The organism is Pedobacter sp. D749 (assembly GCF_019317285.1).
GTDB lineage: Bacteria > Bacteroidota > Bacteroidia > Sphingobacteriales > Sphingobacteriaceae > Pedobacter.
On the sequence record NZ_CP079218.1, the window covers coordinates 1255832 to 1277276 of the forward strand.

Annotated in this window: 17 protein-coding genes and 1 tRNA gene; 16 read left to right on the top strand and 2 right to left on the bottom strand. The window is 40.0% G+C overall.

Features of this window, described 5'->3' with window-relative positions:
* Window positions 1-404: 404 nt before the first annotated feature.
* The 3 genes from KYH19_RS05190 to fbp all read left to right on the top strand — a co-directional run bounded on the left by KYH19_RS05190 (window position 405) and on the right by fbp (window position 4003).
* A complete protein-coding gene (locus KYH19_RS05190) occupies window positions 405-2216 on the top strand; it encodes a serine hydrolase (protein WP_219077840.1) in 1812 nt (603 codons plus the stop codon).
* A gap of 196 nt (window positions 2217-2412) precedes the next feature.
* Window positions 2413-2904, top strand: coding sequence for a metallophosphoesterase (locus KYH19_RS05195; RefSeq protein WP_219077841.1), 492 nt, complete (start codon window positions 2413-2415; stop codon window positions 2902-2904).
* Window positions 2905-2923: 19 nt separating this feature from the next.
* Window positions 2924-4003, top strand: coding sequence for a class 1 fructose-bisphosphatase (fbp, locus tag KYH19_RS05200; RefSeq protein WP_219077842.1), 1080 nt, complete (start codon window positions 2924-2926; stop codon window positions 4001-4003).
* On the opposite strand, the gene rnhA is transcribed toward fbp, so the two are convergent.
* Entirely contained in the window at window positions 4000-4470 is a 471-nt protein-coding gene (rnhA, locus tag KYH19_RS05205) for a ribonuclease HI (RefSeq protein WP_132396469.1), read from the bottom strand. The genes fbp and rnhA overlap by 4 nt on opposite strands.
* A gap of 175 nt (window positions 4471-4645) precedes the next feature.
* Between rnhA and KYH19_RS05210 the strand changes: the two genes are divergently transcribed.
* The 7 genes from KYH19_RS05210 (at window position 4646) to KYH19_RS05240 (ending at window position 9430) form a co-directional block, all read left to right on the top strand.
* Window positions 4646-4719: transfer RNA gene (locus tag KYH19_RS05210), tRNA-His, on the top strand.
* 330 nt (window positions 4720-5049) lie between these two features.
* Window positions 5050-5919, top strand: a complete 870-nt coding sequence (locus KYH19_RS05215; protein ID WP_132396463.1) for an STAS domain-containing protein — start codon at window positions 5050-5052, stop codon at window positions 5917-5919.
* A 26-nt stretch (window positions 5920-5945) separates the two neighbouring features.
* Window positions 5946-6329, top strand: a complete 384-nt coding sequence (locus KYH19_RS05220) for an STAS domain-containing protein (protein WP_227256299.1) — start codon at window positions 5946-5948, stop codon at window positions 6327-6329.
* Entirely contained in the window at window positions 6307-6723 is a 417-nt protein-coding gene (locus tag KYH19_RS05225; protein WP_227256298.1) for an anti-sigma regulatory factor, read from the top strand. Before KYH19_RS05220 ends, KYH19_RS05225 begins: the two co-directional genes overlap by 23 nt.
* Complete coding sequence (locus tag KYH19_RS05230; protein ID WP_219077843.1) at window positions 6716-7723, top strand: SpoIIE family protein phosphatase; 1008 nt, start codon at window positions 6716-6718, stop codon at window positions 7721-7723. The genes KYH19_RS05225 and KYH19_RS05230 overlap by 8 nt, the downstream gene beginning before the upstream one ends.
* 1 nt (window position 7724) lies before the next feature.
* The gene (locus KYH19_RS05235) at window positions 7725-8930 is read left to right on the top strand and encodes a sensor histidine kinase KdpD (RefSeq protein WP_219077844.1); all 1206 of its coding nucleotides are present in this window, start codon (window positions 7725-7727) and stop codon (window positions 8928-8930) included.
* 128 nt (window positions 8931-9058) lie between these two features.
* On the top strand, window positions 9059-9430 hold the full coding sequence (locus tag KYH19_RS05240; RefSeq protein ID WP_132396455.1) for a response regulator transcription factor: 372 nt from the start codon (window positions 9059-9061) through the stop codon (window positions 9428-9430).
* Between the two features lie 232 nt (window positions 9431-9662).
* Here the strand turns inward: KYH19_RS05240 and KYH19_RS05245 are convergent, their stop codons facing one another.
* A complete protein-coding gene (locus KYH19_RS05245) occupies window positions 9663-10565 on the bottom strand; it encodes an AraC family transcriptional regulator (RefSeq protein WP_219077845.1) in 903 nt (300 codons plus the stop codon).
* 232 nt (window positions 10566-10797) lie between these two features.
* Here KYH19_RS05245 and KYH19_RS05250 point away from each other — a divergent pair, with 232 nt between their 5' ends.
* From KYH19_RS05250 to KYH19_RS05275, 6 genes are read left to right on the top strand one after another with little or no spacing between them, the layout of a single operon-like run.
* On the top strand, window positions 10798-14091 hold the full coding sequence (locus KYH19_RS05250) for a TonB-dependent receptor (RefSeq protein ID WP_219077846.1): 3294 nt from the start codon (window positions 10798-10800) through the stop codon (window positions 14089-14091).
* Window positions 14091-16022, top strand: coding sequence for a RagB/SusD family nutrient uptake outer membrane protein (locus KYH19_RS05255; protein ID WP_219077847.1), 1932 nt, complete (start codon window positions 14091-14093; stop codon window positions 16020-16022). The genes KYH19_RS05250 and KYH19_RS05255 overlap by 1 nt, the downstream gene beginning before the upstream one ends.
* Window positions 16023-16052: 30 nt before the next feature.
* Window positions 16053-17279, top strand: coding sequence for a DUF5000 domain-containing lipoprotein (locus KYH19_RS05260; protein ID WP_219077848.1), 1227 nt, complete (start codon window positions 16053-16055; stop codon window positions 17277-17279).
* Window positions 17280-17307: 28 nt separating this feature from the next.
* Window positions 17308-18522 carry a DUF4998 domain-containing protein gene (locus tag KYH19_RS05265; RefSeq protein ID WP_219077849.1) on the top strand — a complete coding sequence of 405 codons (1215 nt, stop codon included), beginning with the start codon at window positions 17308-17310 and terminating at the stop codon, window positions 18520-18522.
* Between the two features lie 3 nt (window positions 18523-18525).
* Entirely contained in the window at window positions 18526-19749 is a 1224-nt protein-coding gene (locus tag KYH19_RS05270) for an enolase C-terminal domain-like protein (protein WP_219077850.1), read from the top strand.
* 25 nt (window positions 19750-19774) lie between these two features.
* Window positions 19775-21427 carry a sodium:solute symporter gene (locus tag KYH19_RS05275; RefSeq protein ID WP_219077851.1) on the top strand — a complete coding sequence of 551 codons (1653 nt, stop codon included), beginning with the start codon at window positions 19775-19777 and terminating at the stop codon, window positions 21425-21427.
* Window positions 21428-21445: the final 18 nt, after the last annotated feature.

Consider the following 21445-nt stretch of genomic DNA (forward strand, 5'->3'; position numbering starts at 1 on the left):
GCGTTTCAGGTTTGTTGGTGCCGTTTGTTTTATCCTGCAACTGTTTTTTTGATTCTTCTGCCACTTGGGATTGACAGCGTGCTTCGGTAAAACCTGTTTGTTTTCGAAAGGAAGTTAGCATAATGCCACAAAATCTATAAAAAAAATGTCCTAAGTAAATATGGGAACCACGGAATGTTCTGCCAAGCTAATTTTAAGCTTATTGCATAACGGATCGGAATTAATTCTCGATGACGACTCCTTGTAGCCTATCAATCCAAAAAACTCCCCAGTCATTTTAATTGATTTTTATGAAAAATTAAATAGGCTAATTTAATGGCTGAAAATTATGCCCTTTCTGATATAATTACAAATAATCTCATTATCATTTGTAATTTAGGAGGCATAATCTCACCTAAATTAAAATGAAACGTATTCTAAATGTGTTCTTGCTGTGTTTCATGGCACTATCTTCTTTTGCTCAATCCAAAAAACAAAAAACCGGCGATCCTTTAGCCGGGATTGATACTTTGCTAAACAGAATCTTGAAAGATCAGCAGGTGGCTGGTTTTGCAGTAGCTGTGGTAAAAGGCGATCAGGTAATTTATAGTAAAGGTTTTGGTTACCGCGATGTAGAAAACAAAAAACCGGTTACGCCGAATACACTTTTTGCTATTGGTTCCAGTACTAAATCTTTTACCTCCGCACTCATTGGTTTGCAGCAAAAAGAAGGAAAGCTATCATTTGATGGCATTGCTACCTCTTATTTACCGCAGTTAAAGTTTTATAATGATAATATGAACAGCCAGATTACCGTGCGCGATATGATGTGTCACCGCACTGGTTTATCGCGTTATGATTTATCGTGGTTTATTTTTAATACTTCCAACCGCGATAGCATTATACAGAGGGTGCGTTACATGGAGCCAACCGCTCCTGTGCGTGAGAAATGGCAATACAATAACTTTATGTTTTTGGCGCAGGGTATGATTGTTGAAAAACTGACCGGAAAAACCTGGGAGCAGAACATTAAAGAAAAGTTTTTCGATCCTTTGGAAATGAACCGTTCCAATACTAATATTTTTGAATTCGAAAAGGATAATGATGCTTCTTTACCCTATACCATAAATGATAAAGGTGCTATTGAAAAGATCGATTATTTTAATATAGATGGAATGGGACCTGCGGGAAGCATCAATAGCAGTGTAAACGATATGACGCATTGGTTAAAAGTGTGGATCAACGGGGGATCTTATAAAGGAAAAGAGATTTTACCAACCTCTTATATCAGGGAGGCTGCAAGTTCTCAAATGGTGAGAGATGGAGGCCTGCCGGCAAAGGACAATGATATTTACCTGTCTACTTATGGTTTTGGCTGGATGATCAACTCCTACCGAGGCCATTATATGGTAGAGCATGGGGGTAATATTAATGGTTTCTCGGCTAGTGTATCCTTTTTTCCGACCGATAATTTGGGTATTGTAGTTTTAACCAATCAAAACACCTCAGGTGTTCCGGAAATCGTATACAGCAGTATTGCCGATAGGGTGTTAGGATTGAAAACTATCGATTGGAACGGGAGGACCAACAAGGAAAAAGCTATAGCGAAAGAAAGGGAGAAGGCAGCGAAAAAAACAGCTGAAAGTGCCCACGTTTTAAATACCAAACCTTCACATCCTTTAAAAGATTACGATGGGCTGTTTGATAATCCTGCTTATGGTGTAATCAATGTATCGTTTAAAAACGATTCACTTTTTGCTATGATGGGAAAAGAGAAACTTTTGCTTAGGCACTATCATTATGATGTGTTCAGTATCAGCGGTATCGATAAAAAAGGGAAGATTGATACTGCAGAAAGTAATCTGCGTTTTAATTTTATCAGCGGACAGGACGGCAAAATTGAAGGGATCAGCATTCCACTTGAGCGGGGAATGAAACCAACCATTTTTACATACAAACCAAGAACTGTTGAGTTAAGTGCTGCGGACTTAGAAAGTTATGTCGGTACTTACGGCGAAAAGGGGATGGCCAAGGTGTATTTAAAAGGCAAAATTTTATTTGTTTCAGTACCCGGTCAGCCAGAATATGAAACCATTTCAGTAGGAAACGATACTTTTAATTTTAAAAATCTAAAAGGCTTTAGTTTAAAATTCGATAAAAAAGAGGGCGTATCAAAAGCTTCGTCCGTTTCGTTTATACAACCCAACGGAACATTTAAACAGGTAAGACAAAACTAGAAAAACAACCAGATCATCTGGCTTAATTAGGATCTCTGTCCCATGATAATATCCTATAAATAAAAATGATAATTTATTGGGCTTTGTTTACCGCTTAAAGCTAAAAAGTATCTTTTTTATAGCTGTTTTTAAAAGGACGAAAAATAATTTACCCTTAAATAAAGGTGTAAAACGCAATGGGTATTAACTTTACATCATGAAAAAAATAGGATTAATTTCTGATACCCACGGTTTTTTAGATGATGCGGTTTTTAAACACTTTGATGGGGTAGATGAAATTTGGCATGCCGGAGATTTTGGACCCGATGTAGCCGGGCCTTTAGCAGCGTTTAAACCTTTGCGTGGTGTATTCGGAAATATAGATGATGGTGTAATCAGAGCGGAGTTCCCTGAGCAAAATCGATTTAGCTGCGAAGGAGTAGATGTGTGGATGACACATATAGGCGGTTACCCAGGTAGGTATTCAAGTTTTGTAAAACCAGAAATATACACTAACCCTCCAAAATTGTTCATTACCGGGCATTCGCATATTTTGAAAGTAATGTTCGATGAAAAGATTAAATGTTTGCATATAAACCCCGGTGCAGCGGGGAAACATGGCTGGCACAAGGTGAGAACCCTGATTAGGTTTTGCATTACTGATGAAAATATTCATACCTTAGAGGTTATAGAGTTATCGGGTAGATAATGTAAAATGTACACTAAGTATGGTTTGTGGCGTTAAAACACTAGGACAATTTATTATAGAAAAACAGGCAGATTTTCCTTATGCCAAAGGTGAACTCTCCAGGCTGCTAAGAGACATTGGTATTGCCGCAAAAATCGTAAACAGGGAAATAAATAAGGCAGGTTTGGTTGATATTCTTGGCGATATGGGCACTACGAATATCCAGGGAGAGGAACAGAAAAAATTAGATGTTTATGCAGATAAGCAGTTTATTGCTGCACTAACCAGTGGTGGTGAATGCTGTATAGTGGCAACTGAAGAAGAAGACGAGATCATTCATATCGAATCGCCGGTTTCGCAGAATGCCAAATATATTGTTTGCATCGATCCATTAGATGGCTCCTCAAACACGGATGTGAATGTAGCAGTTGGTACTATTTTTTCCATTTACAGAAGGAAATCGCTTGAGGGGAGGGCCAGTTTGGAAGATGTATTGCAAAAAGGTACACAACAGGTTGCTGCCGGTTATATTATTTATGGCTCATCAACCATGTTGGTGTACACCACCGGAAAAGGTGTTAATGGTTTTACATTAGACCCATCAATCGGCGAGTTTTGCCTTTCGCACCCGCAGATGAAAATACCAGAAACAGGCTATATGTATTCGTTAAACGAAGGTAATTATGTGCATTTTCCTGATGGGGTTAAAAAGTATATTAAATATTGCCAGGTTGAAGATGAAGCGACCAAACGGCCATATACATCCCGTTACATCGGATCGATGGTAGGCGATATTCACCGGAATTTAATTAAAGGCGGGATTTATATTTACCCTACAACCTCACGTTCGCCCAATGGAAAATTAAGGTTGTTGTACGAATGTAATCCAATGGCTTTTATTATTGAACAGGCTGGGGGCAAGGCCAGTACAGGTTTTGAGCGGATCCTCGATATTAACCCAACTGAACTGCATCAAAGGGTGCCGATTTTTATCGGATCAAAAAAAATGGTTGAAAAAGCCGAAGAAATGATGTTGCTATATACGGCTAAATCGATCTCTGTTGAGGCTAAAGTGGAAGCTAAACTGGAAGATTTAAATATTATTGGTGGATTGGATTAAAGCTGTGCTTTACTTCTTTCTACCTCAAAAAAAGTATCAATCGCTAAATTTTGCTTGTCTTGCGAAGCAAAAACAGCTAAACGGTCGCAACGCTCATTCTCCGGATGATCGTTGTGACCTTTAATCCAGATGAATTTAACTTTGTGAAGTTTATATAATTCAAGGAAACGCATCCAAAGGTCTTTGTTTTTTTTGTCTTTAAAACCTTTGCTTGCCCAGCCGAAAACCCATTTCTTTTCAACGGCATCTACTACATATTTCGAATCTGAATAAACGGTTACCTGCTGGTTCAAGCTTTTTAATGCCTCTAATCCTTTTATTACAGCCAACAATTCCATGCGGTTATTTGTGGTCATTCTAAAGCCGCCACTTAATTCTTTATAGTGTTGTCCTGCTCTTAAAATTGTACCCCAACCACCTGGTCCGGGGTTACCGCTAGCTGCTCCGTCTGTATAAATTTCGATCATAAACGCCGTAAAGTTATGTTTTTAGGTTCAAAATAGCTTGTTTTATCTGCTGCTGAATATTTTTTTCAATTTCAAATAATTGAATGTTAAGGAATTAAAAATTTGTTGTAAAAACATTGAAAAAAATATTTGCAAGGAATATTTAAAGTCGTACTTTTGTGACATCAAAAACACGGTGGTTGTAGCTCAGTTGGTTAGAGTATTGGTTTGTGGTGCCGAGGGTCGTGGGTTCGAGCCCCATCAGCCACCCCGAGTTTTAAAGCAGTTCTGAAAAGAGCTGCTTTTTTTATGTAATAAACTACTTATCAATTAGTTGGGATCAAGCGTAAAAGTTGGGGAGGTTGAGAGTAGGTATCTTTTCTCTTCAACGCTGGAATTTTCATAAAATAAATCAAGATCCGTTAAATTTTTAATAGCGCGCTCTGCAATTGGTCTGATATTCAGGATAGTCTTATTTTTTGTATTGAGTTCGGACAGTTTAGATTCAACAAAATAAAAAAAACTGCTCAATAATTGCTATCTTTCGCTCTAATCCTCAATGGAACGTGAAGTCTAACAACCTTAACTATTCATCGAAAAATGTCATTTAACACGCTGAAATTGCTACAAAAACAAAAAAATAACATCCTGGAGATTTGGATGAAGAACCAACTAACTGATGAGGGGCTTCGCGAAGACCTGATCAGCAATGAAGATCTCAGGGACCAATCAGATGAGCTGGTTGGCGCATTGATTACAAATCTTTCAAACGATGATTTGGATGATATGGACGGTGATAGCTGGAATTCAGTTATTGAAATCCTCGGCGGAATAGCCATAACCAGGGCAAGGCAGGGCTTTTCTCCTCGTGAGACCGGACGTTTTGTTTTCAGTTTAAAAGAAGCTATTCTAGAAGTTTTACAGACTGAGATAACAGATCCAAAACAGCTGTTTTCAGAAAGCCTAAAAATCAATAGGGTGATGGACAACTTAAGTGTTGTGACCTTTGAGACTTTTATTAAAGGAAGAGAAGAGGTTATCCTGAGACAAACCGATGAAATAGCCGAAATCTCTACCCCTGTTATCCGGGTTTGGGACGGAATATTAGCGCTTCCTATTATTGGTACGCTGGACAGCTCAAGGACTCAGGTCGTTATGGAAAATCTGCTTCAGGAAATAGTGGAAACCGGCTCAAGTATTGCCATTCTGGATATTTCCGGCGTTCCCGCTGTCGATTCCCTTGTAGCTCAGCATTTAATCAAAACAGTTAGTGCAACCAGGTTAATGGGTGCTGAATGTATCATCAGCGGCATCCGGCCAGAAATAGCACAAACAGTCGTTCATTTAGGTATCGATCTTTCGAATATTATTACAAAAGCAACCCTTGCAAGTGCATTGGCTTATGCTTTCAAGATTTTGAGACTAGAGGTGAGAAAATCCGGTTCAATCAGTAAACCTAATCACTTTTAACTATGGATAAAATTCCTATTCTGAGGATGGGAAACTTCCTGCTTGTAACCATTCAGGTTGACCTTTATGACAGGCTTGCTTTAGACCTCGAGGCAGATTTGGTTCAAATGGTGAACAAGACAAGTTCAAGAGGAGTGTTAATAGACATCTCTGCTGTTTCCATTGTCGATTCATTTATGGGGCGCATCATTGGCAATATTGCCAGCATGTCCAAGATTCTTGATGCTGAAACAGTAGTTGTTGGCATGCAGCCTGCTGTTGCCATTACCCTCATTGAACTCGGACTTCCTTTAAAGGGTGTACATACTGCACTGAATGTTGAAAGGGGGATGAACTTATTGAAATCTATGATCGGTTCAGATATCCAGGACGAGGAAGAAAACCAGGATGATGATACTTTCTCTGAGTAAGGACAATATCCAGGTTCAAAAAGAACAGGACGTAGTCCTATTGCGCAACCGCGTTCGGGAGGTAGCCGTAAAGATAAAAATGGGACTGGTCAACCAAACCAAGCTGATTACCGCTGCAAGTGAGCTTTTGAGAAATATGCTGCGATATGGGGGAGGTGGCGAATGCCTGATTGAGGTGGTAACACGTGGAAGAGATAACGGGGTACGCTTAACTTTTAAGGATAAGGGGCCAGGGATTCCTGACATTGCAGCGGCAATGAAAGATGGCTTTTCCACTGGTAAAAGTTTAGGTCTTGGCCTTCCTGGCGCCAAGCGGTTAAGTAATGAATTCGATATTAAAAGTAAGCCCGGAGAGGGAACAGTGGTGATGATTTTAAAATGGGCAAATGGTTGATGCGACACATATAAGCCTGCAGGCTGATGATAGAAGTTATTTTTCTTTGTTAAAAAAGGAAATACACCAGCGGTTGCTTAATGTAGGCATGGATGCGGCCCGGATTGCCGAGGTGGATATCATTACCGCAGAAATGACGAGCAACCTTTTCAAATATGCTGATGGCGGAGAAATCCTGTTTGGTACTTTTAACGAAAATGGTACGCCATACGTTGAACTTATCTCTATCGATAAGGGCCCGGGGATGCGAAATCCATCCAGGATGATGCAGGATGGAATGTCGACCAGCAATACCCTTGGGGCAGGACTGGGAAGCATCAAGCGCTTGTCTGACACTTTTGACCTTTATTCCATTGTGGGGTGGGGAACAATTGTGCTGAGCAGAATATATGTTGGTACAAAGCCCTCGCAGAAAAAGGGACTCCTGATTCGTCCTATCGTGGTCAGCAAGCCTGGGGAGCATACCAGTGGAGACGGATTTACTTTTAAGATTAACACAAAAGGCTTCAAGGTAATGCTTGGCGACGGCCTCGGTCATGGACCTGCTGCGAACCTGGCGGTGAACGAAGGTGCGAAAGCCTTTCGAATCTTCCCTGATGCCAGCCCTGTTGAAACATTGCGCTTTGTTCACTCTTCAATAAAAAAAACAAGGGGAATGGTCGCCAATGTGACTACCTTCGATAATGAGAAGGGAGAATGGTCAACGGCCGGGATAGGCAATATTGCTTCGAAATGGATCTGCCCATCCGGTTCGAAGAACCAGATGTCATATAACGGAATCGTGGGGCATAACATTCCAAATACCATGAATGACCAGAAGTTTTCTGTATCGGAGTATAACCAGCTTGTGCTTTGCTCTGACGGAATAAAGACCAGGTGGGAAATCTCGAAATATCCTGGAGTTCTCCATCATGATCCTTCGATACTTGCAGCGGCTATTTATAAGGACCATGCAAGGCAGACAGATGATATGTCTGTAATAGTTATAAAAATCCATTAAGATGAAACAAATTATCGGGATTTCACTCGAAAATGAAATGGATCTGATACTCGCCCACAAGCGTACCATGCAGGTTGGCGAGCAGCTGGGCTTAACTGTTGCTACGCGTACAACGCTTGCCACTGCCGTGTCAGAAGTAGTAAGAACGGTTATTGACCTGACCAATAATGGCAGGCTGAATATTGTGATTTATGGGAAATTCCCGCGTTATTCACTTAATGCGGAAGTTGGCTTTAAAAGCGATCTTAGCTTTCGTGAGACAGATGAAGGATTCTTTTACGCGAAAAAGCTTTTGCCTGATTTTAATTTTGAGGTTTCTGAAAATTCCTATCATGTCCGAATGGGACTCGGCCTGCCACGTTCACTTAAACTGGATGAGGGCAAAATTTCTTTATTGCAGTCCTATTTTAAAAAATCCTCACCTTTAAATTCCTATGAGGAAATAAAAAACAAGAATAGTCAACTCAACCAGCTTACTGCGGAACAGGAAAAAGAGATTCAGTTTGCCAGGGACCTTGATGAGCGCAAAACAGAATTCATCTCGGTTGCAAGTCATGAACTAAAAACGCCCATCACGATTATAAAAGCCTATACTCAGATGTTAATGCTTTTGAAAGACCAATATTCGGAGAAGGTAGGCAGCGTGATATCAAAGCTTGAAACTCAAACGAACAAACTCTCCTTGCTTGCCTACCAGCTAATGGATGTGTCTAAACTGGAAAACGGAAGATTGCAGTATGATTTGGTCCGGATAGATATAAACTCTTTTTTGCGGGAAACTATATCGATATTATCGAATGTCCATTCGGAAAATAACATCGATTTGCAGTTGAGCGATGACTGTGTCGCAATGGCAGATCCTCTTCGTCTGGAGCAGGTGATTACAAACCTTATTGGAAACGCTTCAAAATATTCTGAGAAAGGCTCACACATCACTGTTTCAACAAGCATTTCAGATGAGAAAAAATCAGTTAGCATCCAGATTGCTGACCACGGGATAGGCATGTCAAAAGAAGGCATTGCACGGATTTTTGAAAAGTTCTACCGCATGGATGAAGTCACTGTATCTCATCCAGGACTTGGAATGGGGCTATATATTACCTCGAGAATAGTGACCGATCACGGTGGAAAAATCTGGGTTGAAAGCGTTGTAGATGAGGGATCAAAATTTATTTTCACGATGCCTCTTCTTGAAGATGCCTGTTAGGCTTGATTCAAATGAAGCATTTTCAAGACAATCTAAATTAGTAACGATGTAATGTGTTGGCTAGTAAGTTTATTAATTTCAAACTTGGCTGTTAATTTCACTTTCTTAGATTTATCATAATTAATTGTATGCAGAAATTGATTTACATTCTTGAGGATAATGACGAAATAAGAGAAATTCTCGAATTGCTTCTTGTGGAAGATGATTACAGGGTATCTGCTTTTGCGAACGTTTCTTCTTTTCTAATTGGACTTTCTTTACAGGTTCCGGATACCTTTATTCTGGATGTTATGCTTCCCGATGGAAACGGTATCGACATCTGCCGCAAATTAAAGGAAGATGCGCGGACCAGTAATGTTCCTGTGGTCATGATGTCGGCCAACTACAATCAGGAGCAACTGGCCAGTTCATGTCCAGCACAGGATTTTATAAGTAAACCTTTTGATATTGCGGATTTTTCTAACAGGATTGCTATTCAGACACGGGCAAATGTGAGGTAACTTAAAATAGTTTAATATTTCGGATTAATTGAGTTTGGTTAATCCTTTATAAAACTAAATATTGTAGCGTCTTTAATATTTGCTAGCTCTTTTCACTAGGTTTTAAATGTTAATTTAAGACCTTTTTTTATATCAAAATTTTTTAAGTTAGGGTAGCTATTTTCGGGATCAAGCGGAAAAGTTTTCTATCCTGGATAATCAATAAATACCAAGGTTAAATCAAATCGCAAATTTAGTCCGGGATATCGCTTTTTTTTCGTCGCAGGATTCGATACATCTGAGGCGAAACCCTCATGCTTTTCTTAAATAGCCTTGAAAAATGGAAAGCATCTTCATAGCCTAATCCACTGGCAATATCGCGGATTTTTATTTCAGTACTATTTAGCTGTGCACATGCCTTCCTAACTTTGAGGTGGATAAAATAGTCCATGGGCGGCATTCCAGTTGATTTTTTGAAAAGGCTTGAAAAATAAGATACCGATAATTGATTGTATTCAGCGAAATGCTCAACAGAAACTTTTCTTGATAATCCCTGTTGCATGTAGTTGATTGTCTTTTTGATCATGTCCCGCTCATCCTGGGCTTTAGTGTCAGTATGTTTTTCAGGATAAAAGAAGGTCGCTAAAAAATGATAAAGGCATAAATTAACATTATTTAAATTTTCCCTGCCATAACCCAATTGAAGGTTTTCATACATCGATTCCCAAATCTGGATTCCTTTTTCATTAAGGTGAATCGGTTTGGCACCCTCATAAAGACCTAAATTAAAACCCTCATTAAAGCCCTTTAAGTTCTCACCGCAAAAGTGAACCCAATAAATCGACCAGGGATCGTCCTCATCTGCACCATAACTCATTCTGGCTTTTGTGGTTGGCACAATAATGAACTCATTGGCGGATACCTCCATTCTATGACCATCAATTGAAAACCAACCTTTTCCCCTCAGGCAGTAGATAAGGATATTTTCGCTGCATCCATCCGGCCGTTCCCGGTAATGAAATGTCGCATTTGGAAAATAACCCATTGATGTTATATAGAGCTGGCTCATGATTACATTACTGTCTGCTGCCGCCTTCCAGGCCGACTCAGGAACGTAAATGTGTTTTTCACCCTGAAACCCATCTTTTCTTTTCATTTTCTATCTGGTTAGCAAACTGTAAATATAAAAAAAATAAAGAACGGAATTGTATTTTCAATACATGTTAAATAGTTGAATAGTCCATCATAATAGATGAATATACTATTTCAGTCTACTCACAATAGCATTAGTTTTGATTATATAAAGCAAATCAAACAGATTTCAGTTTTTCATAATGTAAACCGGAGATCAGGATAAGTTTTACTAACCAAATAATCTCAAATAAAGTATGAGCCAAACTCTACAAAAAAAATGTAAGCATCTTTATGGGCTGGTGTTTTTGCTACTTTTATTTATAGGCAATTCGTCCGACGCTCAAAGCCAGGTCAAAAAAACAATCACAGGTAAGGTAACTGATTCACTAGGTGTTGGCTTACCGGGTGTTGTAGTCGCAGCAGTTAATCAGGCGAATGTGGGAACACAAACTGATAATAACGGTAAGTTCGTATTGGATGTCAGTCCGGGACAATTGATCAGATTTTCTTTTGTGGGCTATAAAGAACAACGTGTTACTGTTGGCGAAAACGCTGTAATCAACATTAAACTAATTGAGGATAATATTCTCGCCGACGAAGTTGTAATTACAGCCCTGGGGCAACGTCAAAGGAAAGAAGCCCTGGTGGGATCAGTAACAACTGTTAAAGTAGCCAACCTTAAAATTCCGTCAAGTAATTTAACAAATGCACTATCCGGGCAAATTGCAGGTGTGATTGGCTACCAGCGCAGTGGCCAGCCCGGGCAAGACAACTCTCAGTTTTTTATTCGCGGGGTAACTACTTTTGGTTACAAACAGGATCCACTTATACTGATCGACAACGTGGAACTGACTTCGTCTGATCTGGCCCGTTTACAGGTTGACGACATTGAAAGTTTCTCTATTTTAAAGGATGCAAGTGCTACCGCACTATATGGTGCCCGTGGAGCAAATGGTGTAATTTTGGTTTCTACAAAATCAGGCAAGGTTGGAAAGGCGAAAATCAGTTTCCGTTTGGAGCAATCAGCCAGTCAATCTACTCAAAATCTTGAACTTGCAGATCCGGTTACCTATATGAAGCTCTTTAATGAAGCAGCCATCGGGCGGAATATGGATCCGGTATTCAATCAAAATAAAATCAACAATACGATCAATACAGTTAACCGTTCACAGGGATACAATGAATATGTTTATCCCGCAGTAGACTGGCTTGATATGCTTTTCAAAAAGCGTACATCGACCCAAAGGGCCAATCTTGGGATAAGCGGCGGAGGGGGAGTAGCCCGATATTACGTGGCCGGTTCCTATAACCTGGATAACGGCGTGTTGAAAGAGGATGAACGAAATAACAATGATAATAATATTAAATTCCGCAACTACCAGCTGCGCTCGAACGTAAATATAGATTTGACCAAAACTACCGAAATGGTTGTGCGCCTTTCAGGTAATTTCAGTGAATATAACGGTCCTATCGCATCGGACGGTGGTTTCTCTACTGACCTTTATAACGCGGCCGTACATACCAGTCCGGTGTTGTTTCCTGCTTATTTTCCAGCTGATCAGGCAAATCAGAATGCCCAGCACATTCTCTTTGGTAACACGGTAGGCAATGCTGCTAATGACATACGGAATGTAAACCCTTATGCAGCAATGTTGATGGGACATAAAAATTCTTCAGAATCAAGAATGTCGGCTCAGTTTGAAGTGAACCAAAAACTGGATTTTTTGACAGAAGGCCTAACTTTTCGGTCGATATTTAGTACCAACCGATATTCTTATTTTGATTCATCAATGGCTTACTCACCTTTTTATTACAATGTGAGTTCCTATGACAGGCAATCTAATCAATATACACTTAACTGGTTAAATCCTTCGGTAACGGCACCTTTGAACGTTGCCCGTGAATACTTAACTTACTATCCAGGTTCTCCAACAGTTAATACATTTCTCTATGCACAGGCGTCGATGAATTATGACAGGACTTTTGGAAGTCATACTGTAAGTGGCACATTAATCGGGACTGCGCAGCAGACTCGTTATAATAATGCAAGAGATCCGAAAAATAACCAGCCTACTTTACAATATTCATTGCCTTATCGCAATATCGGTTTAGCTGGCCGTTTAACTTATTCCTACAAAAACCGTTATTTCTTAGAAACCAATTTTGGCTACAACGGCTCAGAAAGGTTTTCAGAGAATCACCGCTTCGGTTTCTTCCCGACAATTGGCGGTGGATGGATCGTGTCAAATGAAGCGTTCTGGAAGGGCGGAATCGCCAATGTTGTTAACCGCTTAAAACTGCGCGGTAGTTTTGGTATCGTGGGTAATGATGCCATTGGATCGCAGCGTTTCTTTTATAAATCAGATGTTAATCTGAATGGTGGAGGAAATTATGCACAGTTCGGTTTCAATGGCGCTTCAGAGCGTCAGGGTGTTTATATTAACAGTTACGAAAATACCAATATCACCTGGGAAACTTCTCAGCAGACGAATATCGCCTTAGAAGCAACACTATTCAAAAATTTAAGTTTAATCGCCGAAGTGTATAATAACTATAGATATGATATTTATATGCCAAGGAGAAATGTTCCATCTACATTAGGTTTGGAAGCAATTGATCCTAATACCAATCTGCCGGATATAGGAGCCAACATTGGAATTGCCCGTTCCAGAGGTATGGATTTATCTTTGGATTATAAATTCAATGCCAACGATTTCTCTTTTGCCGTACGTGGAAACATGACTTTTGCGAAAAATAAATATGTCAACTTTGAAGAGCCGCAATGGGCTGAAGCCTATCGCTATACCACCGGGCAGGCGATTAGCAGAAACTATGGGTATATCGCTGAAAGATTATTCGTAGATGATAAGGAAGTAGCAAACTCTCCATCTCAAATTTTTTCAACAGGTGGCAAAGCGCCAAGAGGTGGAGATATTAAATATAAAGATCTGAATAATGATGGTAAAATTGATGATGCAGATAAGGCGTATATCGGTTTCCCTCAATCTCCGGAATTGGTTTATGGTTTCGGCTTCAGTTCTTCGTATAAAGGCTTCGATCTATCGGCATTTGTTACAGGTCAGGGCCGAATGACCTTCTTTATCAAACCGGAAAAAATTAGTCCTTTCGTTCCTATTGATGAGAAAAGAAAAGTTAATCCTTTTGACGGTGGTGATGGTGACTTTTTTGGGAACACACAGTTATTACAGGATTTTGCCAATAATCACTGGTCGCCAGAAAACCAGGACTTATACGCCTTATATCCACGCTTATCGGTAACCAAAGAAGATTTAGAAAATAACCGCCAAACCAGTACCTGGTGGATGAGAAATGGTAGCCTGGTTAGGTTGAAGTCGGTAGAAATTGGCTATACGCTACCTCAGCGAATCTCTACTAAAATTAAACTCAGCTCAGCACGCTTGTATTTTAACGGTTTAAATCTATTAACATGGTCTCCATTCAAAATGTGGGATCCTGAACAGGGTGGTAATGGTTTTGCCTACCCGATCCAAAAAGTATTCAATGTTGGTTTAAACATAACATTATAATGAAAACACTAAAAAAATATTCAGTATATATCTGTACGGTGGTACTCTTATGTTCATTTTATTCTTGTAAAAAGTACCTTGATATCACCCCTGAAAATCTGGGTACACTGGATTATGCATTCAGAAACAGAAATGAGGCAGAAAACTATCTTTATGGTTGTTATGCTTACCTGCAACGATCAACTGATGTAGCAAGCAATCCTGGTTTTACAACCTCCGGAGAATTGATTTATTCTAATACTTTGGATAATTACCTGGGATTTAACCGCACTGGTTTTAACTTATTGCGTGGTACACAGAACACCGCAAATCCAGGCTTGAATGCCTGGGATGGTAATGAAGGGAGTTATAGTTTCTTCCGTTCGATAAGGCTTTGCAATATCATGCTCGAAAATATAGATAAACCTATAGACTTATCTGCGAGCGATAAAAAAAGGTGGATTGCCGAAACTAAATTCCTGAAGGCATACTATCATTATGTGCTCTTTAAAATGTACGGACCTATTCCATTAATCAAAGATAATCTGTCCATTTCTGCCAGTACAGACGAGGTTCGTATAAAAAGGTCCACAGTTGATGAATCAGTTGATTATATTGTTTCACTTCTGGATGAAGCTATTCCCGATCTTCCTGCAACAATCTCCAATCAAACGCTTGAGCTTGGCCGTGTTACCAGTTTAATCGCGCTTGCAGTAAAAGCAGAGGTTTTAGCCACTTCAGCGAGTCCTTTATTCAATGGTAATCCAGATTATATTAATTTCAAAGATAAAGACGGTCAGAGTCTGTTTCCGCAGAGTGTTAACGCCCAAAAATGGGTAAAGGCGGCTGATGCGGCAAAGGCTGCAATCACAGCTGCTGAAAGCAATGGAATCAGGCTTTATACCTTCGCGCCTCCTGCAAACATTGGAGCACTTTCTGATTCACTTAAGAAACAGTTAGATGTGCATAACGCGGTAACCGAAAAGTGGGAACTGAATCCTGAAGTTATATGGGCTTCCAACCCTGCTTTTAGTTATCAGGGTTTTGCTACACCCCGGTTAACCCCTAATTCAGCGGTTAACGCATTTTCGAACCCATCTACTTTTTCGGCACCTATAGCAACTCAGGAACTTTTTTATACCGTAAATGGCGTACCGATTACTGAAGATAAAACCTGGGACTATGCCGGCAGAAATACCATCAAGGCAGGAGATAATGCCAGTAGGTATTATATTAAGGAAGGTTATGAAACCATTAAGGGACATTTCGCACGCGAAACCAGATTTTATGCTGATATGGCTTTTGATGGAGGCATCTGGTTTGGAAATGGAAGGGTGGATCAAAATAGTGCACAGTTCCCGTTGTATCATGTTGCTGCCAGAGGATCGGGACTTGCTGCACCAAGTGATAATATTCGTCTGAATATTACCGGTTACTGGCCCAAAAAACTGGTGAGTTATGTTTCCGTTTATGATGATGGATTTCAACCTTCAGCCTTTCGCTTACCGATTATCAGGCTAGCCGATTTATATTTATTGTATGCAGAGGCAGTTAATGAAGTTAGCGGACCAACAACTGAAGTATTTACCTATCTCGATAAAGTTAGGCAACGAGCTGGCTTACAGGGTGTGCAGGTATCATGGACAAACTTTTCCAGAAACCCAAATAAGTTCAACACCAAAGATGGCTTAAGACAGATTATTCATCAGGAAAGAAGAATAGAATTGTGTTTTGAAGGCCATAGTGGTTGGGATTTAAGAAGATGGAAAGAATTGCAGTCGGTGCTCACGGTACCGGTGCAAGGTTGGAGCATAAACAATGCCGAAGCGGTTAATTATTATCGCCCGTCTACCCAATTCATTCCTGTTTTTGGAATCAAGGATTATTTATGGCCAATTAAAAGTAATGATTTGGTGATCAATCCTAACCTTGTTCAGAATCCTTTCTGGTAGTTAAACATTATTCATAATAAGTTTAAAAAAATGAAAAATATAAATAAATGGATATTGCTACTGCTCTTTGTGTGTATAGCTTTATATTCCTGCAAAAAAGAAGAATCTTATAATGAGCCGGCTTCTACCGACATGACCAAGCCAGATGTGGTGGGTAATGTTAAAGTTCAGAATTTTAACGGAGGAGCCAATATTACGTATTCGCTTCCTAATTCTAAAAATATACTGTATGTTCTGGCCCGGTATAAAATAAATGGGGTTACCACTCGTGAAACTAAGTCAAGCTATTACTCAGATACCATTATGGTAGAGGGGTTTGCAAAAAAGCAAGCTTACGACGTTACGCTTTTTACAGTAAGCAGGGCGAATGTAAAGTCAGACCCCCTTGTGGTAAAAGTTAATCCCGATACGCCACCTTATTTGTTGGTTAAACCAACCATAAACGCACAGGCAGATTTCGGGGGAATAAAAATTACAGGTACGAATCCGAGTAGTTCGAATTTAGGGATAATACTTTTGGGCTTTGAAGGGAATGTATCTGATGTAATCGACCAGAATTTCTCCAAATTGGCCACTATTGACTATTCTGTTAGAGGGTACCAGCCTGTAGAAAAAAAGATAGGTTATTATGTAATCGACAATTTTGGCAATATTTCCGATACCACATATAAGAGCATCACACCGCTTTTCGAGACGATTTTAGACAGATCTAAGTTTAGCACTTATCGTTTACCGTCTGACGGCGTCATTGCTTACGGATGGGATTTGCCTTATTTGTGGGATGGACGAACTGATGGAAGTTCAAACGGATGGCATACGGCTCCAGGTGGTGCCATGCCTGCAATTGCCACTTTCGGTCTAGGTGTAAGTGCAAAACTAAGCCGTTTCATCCTTTGGGAACGGCCTGATGGTGGAGATAAATTCGCGTATGGGCATGGAAATCCCAAGGTGTTTTCACTTTGGGGCTCAAACGTAAGCTCCCCCCGTGATGCGAACCTGCCAATGAGTGCTCCCGAAGGTACAGTAATTGGAGATTGGACCAATTTGGGCAATTACAATTATCCTCCACCGCCTTCGGGTGCTACGCCTGTTGCGCATACTACCGCCGATAATGATTTTGTAAAAGCCGGCGTAAGTTTTAATGTTCCTTTGATAAGTCCCAAAGTACGTTTTGTTCGACTAAGTGTGTCCACAACATGGTCTAACGGCACCTTTGCCCATGCGATGGAAATGGCATTTTATGGAGATGCCAGATAATCATTATTGAACCTAAACTTTAAACAAAATGAAATATATATATAAATTACCAGCAGTTGCACTGTTACTTACGATAATAGTAGTCAGCTGTTCTAAGGATGATCTGGCATTTAAAGAATTCCTTAAAGATGGAGAAACAGTTTACCCGGGCAAGGTTTCGAAAATTGTTGCTAAAGCCGGTAATTTGCGCACAGGTTTGTGGTTTAATCCAAGTCCTGACCCAAGTGTTACCAAGTATGTAATAAAATGGAATAATAATGCTGATTCGATAGCTGTTAATTCCTCCTCGCATAACCCACTGGATACTATAAAAGTGATTATCCCCAATTTAAGCGAGTATACGTACACATTTACCGTGTTTTCTTATGATGCTCAGGGACGTAAATCCATTCCTATTGAAGCCCCGAATGTTAGGGTATACGGTCCACTGTATCAGGGTGCACTTTTAAATCGTCCATTTAACGCCACTGAGCCCTATGTAGTTAACTCTAATGGATCACTTCAATTAAATTTCAATACCCCCGACACCATAAATGTGGGTACTACCATCAGGTATACCAATGCCAGTAATGTTCAGGTCGATAAGGTTCTGCCTGCAAGTGACATGTCCATCACATTGAATGATTATAAATCAGGAACAGATGTACTATATAAGTCTTCTTATATCCCATCCAAAGGATCACTTGATGTTTTCAATGTGAGCGAATTTTCAACTTTCCCGAAAATTTTTACACTGGTACAGTGCGATAAATCTCTTTTTAAAGAGGTTCGCCTACCTAACGATGTGGATACTTATGAGTCAGGAACAAGCATCAGCAAATTGTGGGATGGAAGTAATGGTCCACAAAGTTATCCAAATATTTTTCATAGCGACGGCAGTTATATCGCACATGTACTCACATTTGATCTCGGTAAAACATACAACAATTTAGCGCAGATTGAAGAAGTTGGCCGTGATTGCTGTAATAATCCGGATCGTTTCGAGGTTTGGGGAATTAATGATTTAACCAATGCAACCACTACATTAAGAGCTGATAACTCTGGCTGGAAAACGGAAGCGATTGCTAAAGGTTGGGTGTTGTTGAAAGAGGTTACCCGTACGGATGATGGTAAAAATGCCATGAAATTCGATTTAATTGCTAATCCACTGCCTGTTCGCTATATACGCATCCGTGTACTTCATACCGTTACAGGCTCTGGCTACAGTAACATGAGCGAACTTACTTTTTGGAACAAGCAATAAATTATGATTAAAAGTATTGAGATAAGAGATGCGAGGTACAGTTTGGGGAAAGGTGTGGGAAGCGATGCCATACATCGGGACCCCATCTATTCTTATGCGGTTGTAAACTTAGAAGATGATAGTGGTTTGATAGGGAGTGGTTTTGCTTTTACTTTGGGTGAGGGTAATGATCTCGTTTGTAAGGCGGCGCACTTTTATGCAAACCAGCTGAAGGGAAGCGATATTGAGGAGGTAATGGCGAACTTTGGTGTTACTTACAAAAGTTTTGCTAACGAGCAGCAATTTAGGTGGTTGGGCCCGCAAAAAGGTATTGTTCATTTGGCACTTGCTGCAGTTACCAATGCCTGCTGGGATTTATGGGCAAAGAAAAGAGGTGTTCCACTTTGGAAACTGATGATCGATCTCTCCGCTGAAGAATTAGTAAATACTATTGATCTTTCTTATCTTGAAGATGAATTGACCCGGGAACAGGCAATTGACCTGATTCTCACAAATAAGCGTAATCAGTCATCACGCACTTCAATTCTCGATGTGGGCTATCCAGGTTATGATACGTCTATCGGTTGGTTTAATTACCCTGATCACCAGGTAAGAGATAATGTAAAACGTGCCGTAGAAAGTGGTTTTACTGCAATAAAGCTAAAAGTTGGATCGAAAAATCCGGAAACTGATATCCGTCGATCCAACATGGTGCGTGAAGTTGCCGGTGATGGTGTTAAAATTATGCTTGATGCCAACCAGCAGTGGAATTTGCCTGAGGCCATAACTATTTGTAGGGAACTAAGTAAAATAAATCCCTATTGGATTGAGGAACCTACGCATCCTGATGATATTTTAGCTCATAAAGTGCTGTGCGAAAGTATTGCTCCAATCAAGCTTGCTTTAGGAGAACATGTTCCCAATGCCATTATCTTTAAAAACTACCTTCAGGTGAAATGTGCCGGGTTTATGCAGGTAGACGCGGTGAGAGTTGGGGGTGTGAGCGAATTTTTGGCAGTAAGTCTGCTATGCCGTAAATTCAACGTGCCGGTAGTACCGCATGTGGGTGATATGGGGCAATTGCATCAGCATTTGGTATTATTCAATCACATAACGTTAGGACACGAAGCATTATTTTTAGAACATATTCCTCATTTGAAGCAAAATTTTGTAAATCCCGTACAACTACAAAACGGCTATTATTTAACGCCGCAAGATATAGGAAGCAGTTGCGATCTTAAAATGTAATTTTAAATCCTACAATCAATTTAAGATGATCCAAACCGTTGATATCATTATTAGTACAAGCTATATTTGTCTCATACTTCTGATAGGATTATGGGTCGGCATCAGGCACCGCAACCGAAGTAAAAAAAATGAAGCAAGTAGTTATTTCTTAGCAGGGAAATCGCTTAAATGGCCTGCTATAGGATTGGCACTTTTTGCTACCAATATCTCTACAGTTCATTTGGTCAGTCTGGCACAAAGTGGTTTTGATACCGGTTTGCTTAGTGGAAATTTTGAATGGATGGCTGCTTTTACACTCATCTTACTCGCCTTATTTTTTGTTCCTTTTTACATTAAATCTGGTGTTTCTACCTTACCTGATTTTTTAGAAAAACGTTATGATCGCTCCTGTAGGGATTGGTTAACATTCGTTTCTATCATTTCAGCAATCATCATTCATATCGCCTTTTCAATGCTTGCTGGCGGAATAGTGCTAAAAACATTATTTGGTGTAAATATTTATCTGAGCGTAATTGTAATTTGTGCAGTAACTGCACTATATACCATCATTGGTGGCTTGAAGGCGGTAGTAGTTACCGAATCTATACAAACTGTAGTGTTGCTCATTGGTGCGGTGGTCATCTGCATGGCCTGCTATCAAAAAATGTCGGGCTGGGGTGCGATGGTTGATGCATTGCATAGCGAACAACAAAGCATAAAATTGTCTATGCTACGTCCTTCAAACGATGCATCGGGGATGCCTTGGTATGCCGTTTTTCTGGGATATCCTGTTTTGGGTATCTGGTATTGGTGTGCCGATCAAACAATTGTACAACGGGTTTTGGGTGCTAAAGATGAAAATCATGCCCGCGTAGGTACTTTGTTTTGTGGTTTTATAAAAATCCTGCCTGTATTTATTTTTATTATGCCCGGGCTTTTTGCCTATGCATTGGCACAAACGGGCAGGCTCGATCTTACCTCCATAACAACTATTGGCGCACAGGGACAAAAAGTGGTAGATAGCAAGGGTATCTACACCTTACTGATTACCCAACTGCTGCCCAGCGGATTAATTGGCGTGCTGGTAGCCGCCTTACTTTCCGGCTTGATGAGCCAGGTTTCAGGTGCTTTGAATTCGATATCCACGATGGTAAGTTATGATATTTACGCCAGATATAAACCAAATCTTGATGATAAAAAATTAGTGAATGTGGGTAAAATTGCTGCAGGTATTGCTCTTGTTTTCTCACTTCTTTTGCTGCCGCTTTTAAATAAATACGAAAGTATTTTTAATGGATTAAATGACATCATCGCTCACATTGCACCTCCAATTACCTGCGTGTTTTTGCTTGGCATATTTTGGAAAAAGGCCTCGGCAAAATCAGCTAAGCTTACGCTTTGGATAGGTTCGGCTTTGGGAGCTATTGTGTTTACAACCAATAAAATTTGGGTTGATAACTGGTTTGCTGCCATTCCATTTATGATGATGGCATTCTATCTGTTTTGTGTTTGTGTTTTCTTACAAATTACATTTTCTATCATTTATCCTGTAGAACATACAGCAGAAAGCGATGTGCTTTACTGGAAATCATGGCGTGCACCGTTAGCGGCCAAAGGCTGGTCAGGCATAGGGAATTATAAAACATTATCAGCCGTGTTATTCATCACCATGGCTATTTTATTCTATTTATTCAGATAATTTACTTTATACATACGA

Coding starts and splice junctions, on each gene's coding strand:
- KYH19_RS05190 (WP_219077840.1), top strand. CDS start 405: ATGAAACGTATTCTAAATGTGTTCTTGCTGTGTTTCATGGCACTATCT.
- KYH19_RS05195 (WP_219077841.1), top strand. CDS start 2,413: ATGAAAAAAATAGGATTAATTTCTGATACCCACGGTTTTTTAGATGAT.
- fbp (WP_219077842.1), top strand. CDS start 2,924: ATGGTTTGTGGCGTTAAAACACTAGGACAATTTATTATAGAAAAACAG.
- rnhA (WP_132396469.1), bottom strand. CDS start 4,470: ATGATCGAAATTTATACAGACGGAGCAGCTAGCGGTAACCCCGGACCA.
- KYH19_RS05215 (WP_132396463.1), top strand. CDS start 5,050: ATGTCATTTAACACGCTGAAATTGCTACAAAAACAAAAAAATAACATC.
- KYH19_RS05220 (WP_227256299.1), top strand. CDS start 5,946: ATGGGAAACTTCCTGCTTGTAACCATTCAGGTTGACCTTTATGACAGG.
- KYH19_RS05225 (WP_227256298.1), top strand. CDS start 6,307: ATGATGATACTTTCTCTGAGTAAGGACAATATCCAGGTTCAAAAAGAA.
- KYH19_RS05230 (WP_219077843.1), top strand. CDS start 6,716: ATGGTTGATGCGACACATATAAGCCTGCAGGCTGATGATAGAAGTTAT.
- KYH19_RS05235 (WP_219077844.1), top strand. CDS start 7,725: ATGAAACAAATTATCGGGATTTCACTCGAAAATGAAATGGATCTGATA.
- KYH19_RS05240 (WP_132396455.1), top strand. CDS start 9,059: ATGCAGAAATTGATTTACATTCTTGAGGATAATGACGAAATAAGAGAA.
- KYH19_RS05245 (WP_219077845.1), bottom strand. CDS start 10,565: ATGAAAAGAAAAGATGGGTTTCAGGGTGAAAAACACATTTACGTTCCT.
- KYH19_RS05250 (WP_219077846.1), top strand. CDS start 10,798: ATGAGCCAAACTCTACAAAAAAAATGTAAGCATCTTTATGGGCTGGTG.
- KYH19_RS05255 (WP_219077847.1), top strand. CDS start 14,091: ATGAAAACACTAAAAAAATATTCAGTATATATCTGTACGGTGGTACTC.
- KYH19_RS05260 (WP_219077848.1), top strand. CDS start 16,053: ATGAAAAATATAAATAAATGGATATTGCTACTGCTCTTTGTGTGTATA.
- KYH19_RS05265 (WP_219077849.1), top strand. CDS start 17,308: ATGAAATATATATATAAATTACCAGCAGTTGCACTGTTACTTACGATA.
- KYH19_RS05270 (WP_219077850.1), top strand. CDS start 18,526: ATGATTAAAAGTATTGAGATAAGAGATGCGAGGTACAGTTTGGGGAAA.
- KYH19_RS05275 (WP_219077851.1), top strand. CDS start 19,775: ATGATCCAAACCGTTGATATCATTATTAGTACAAGCTATATTTGTCTC.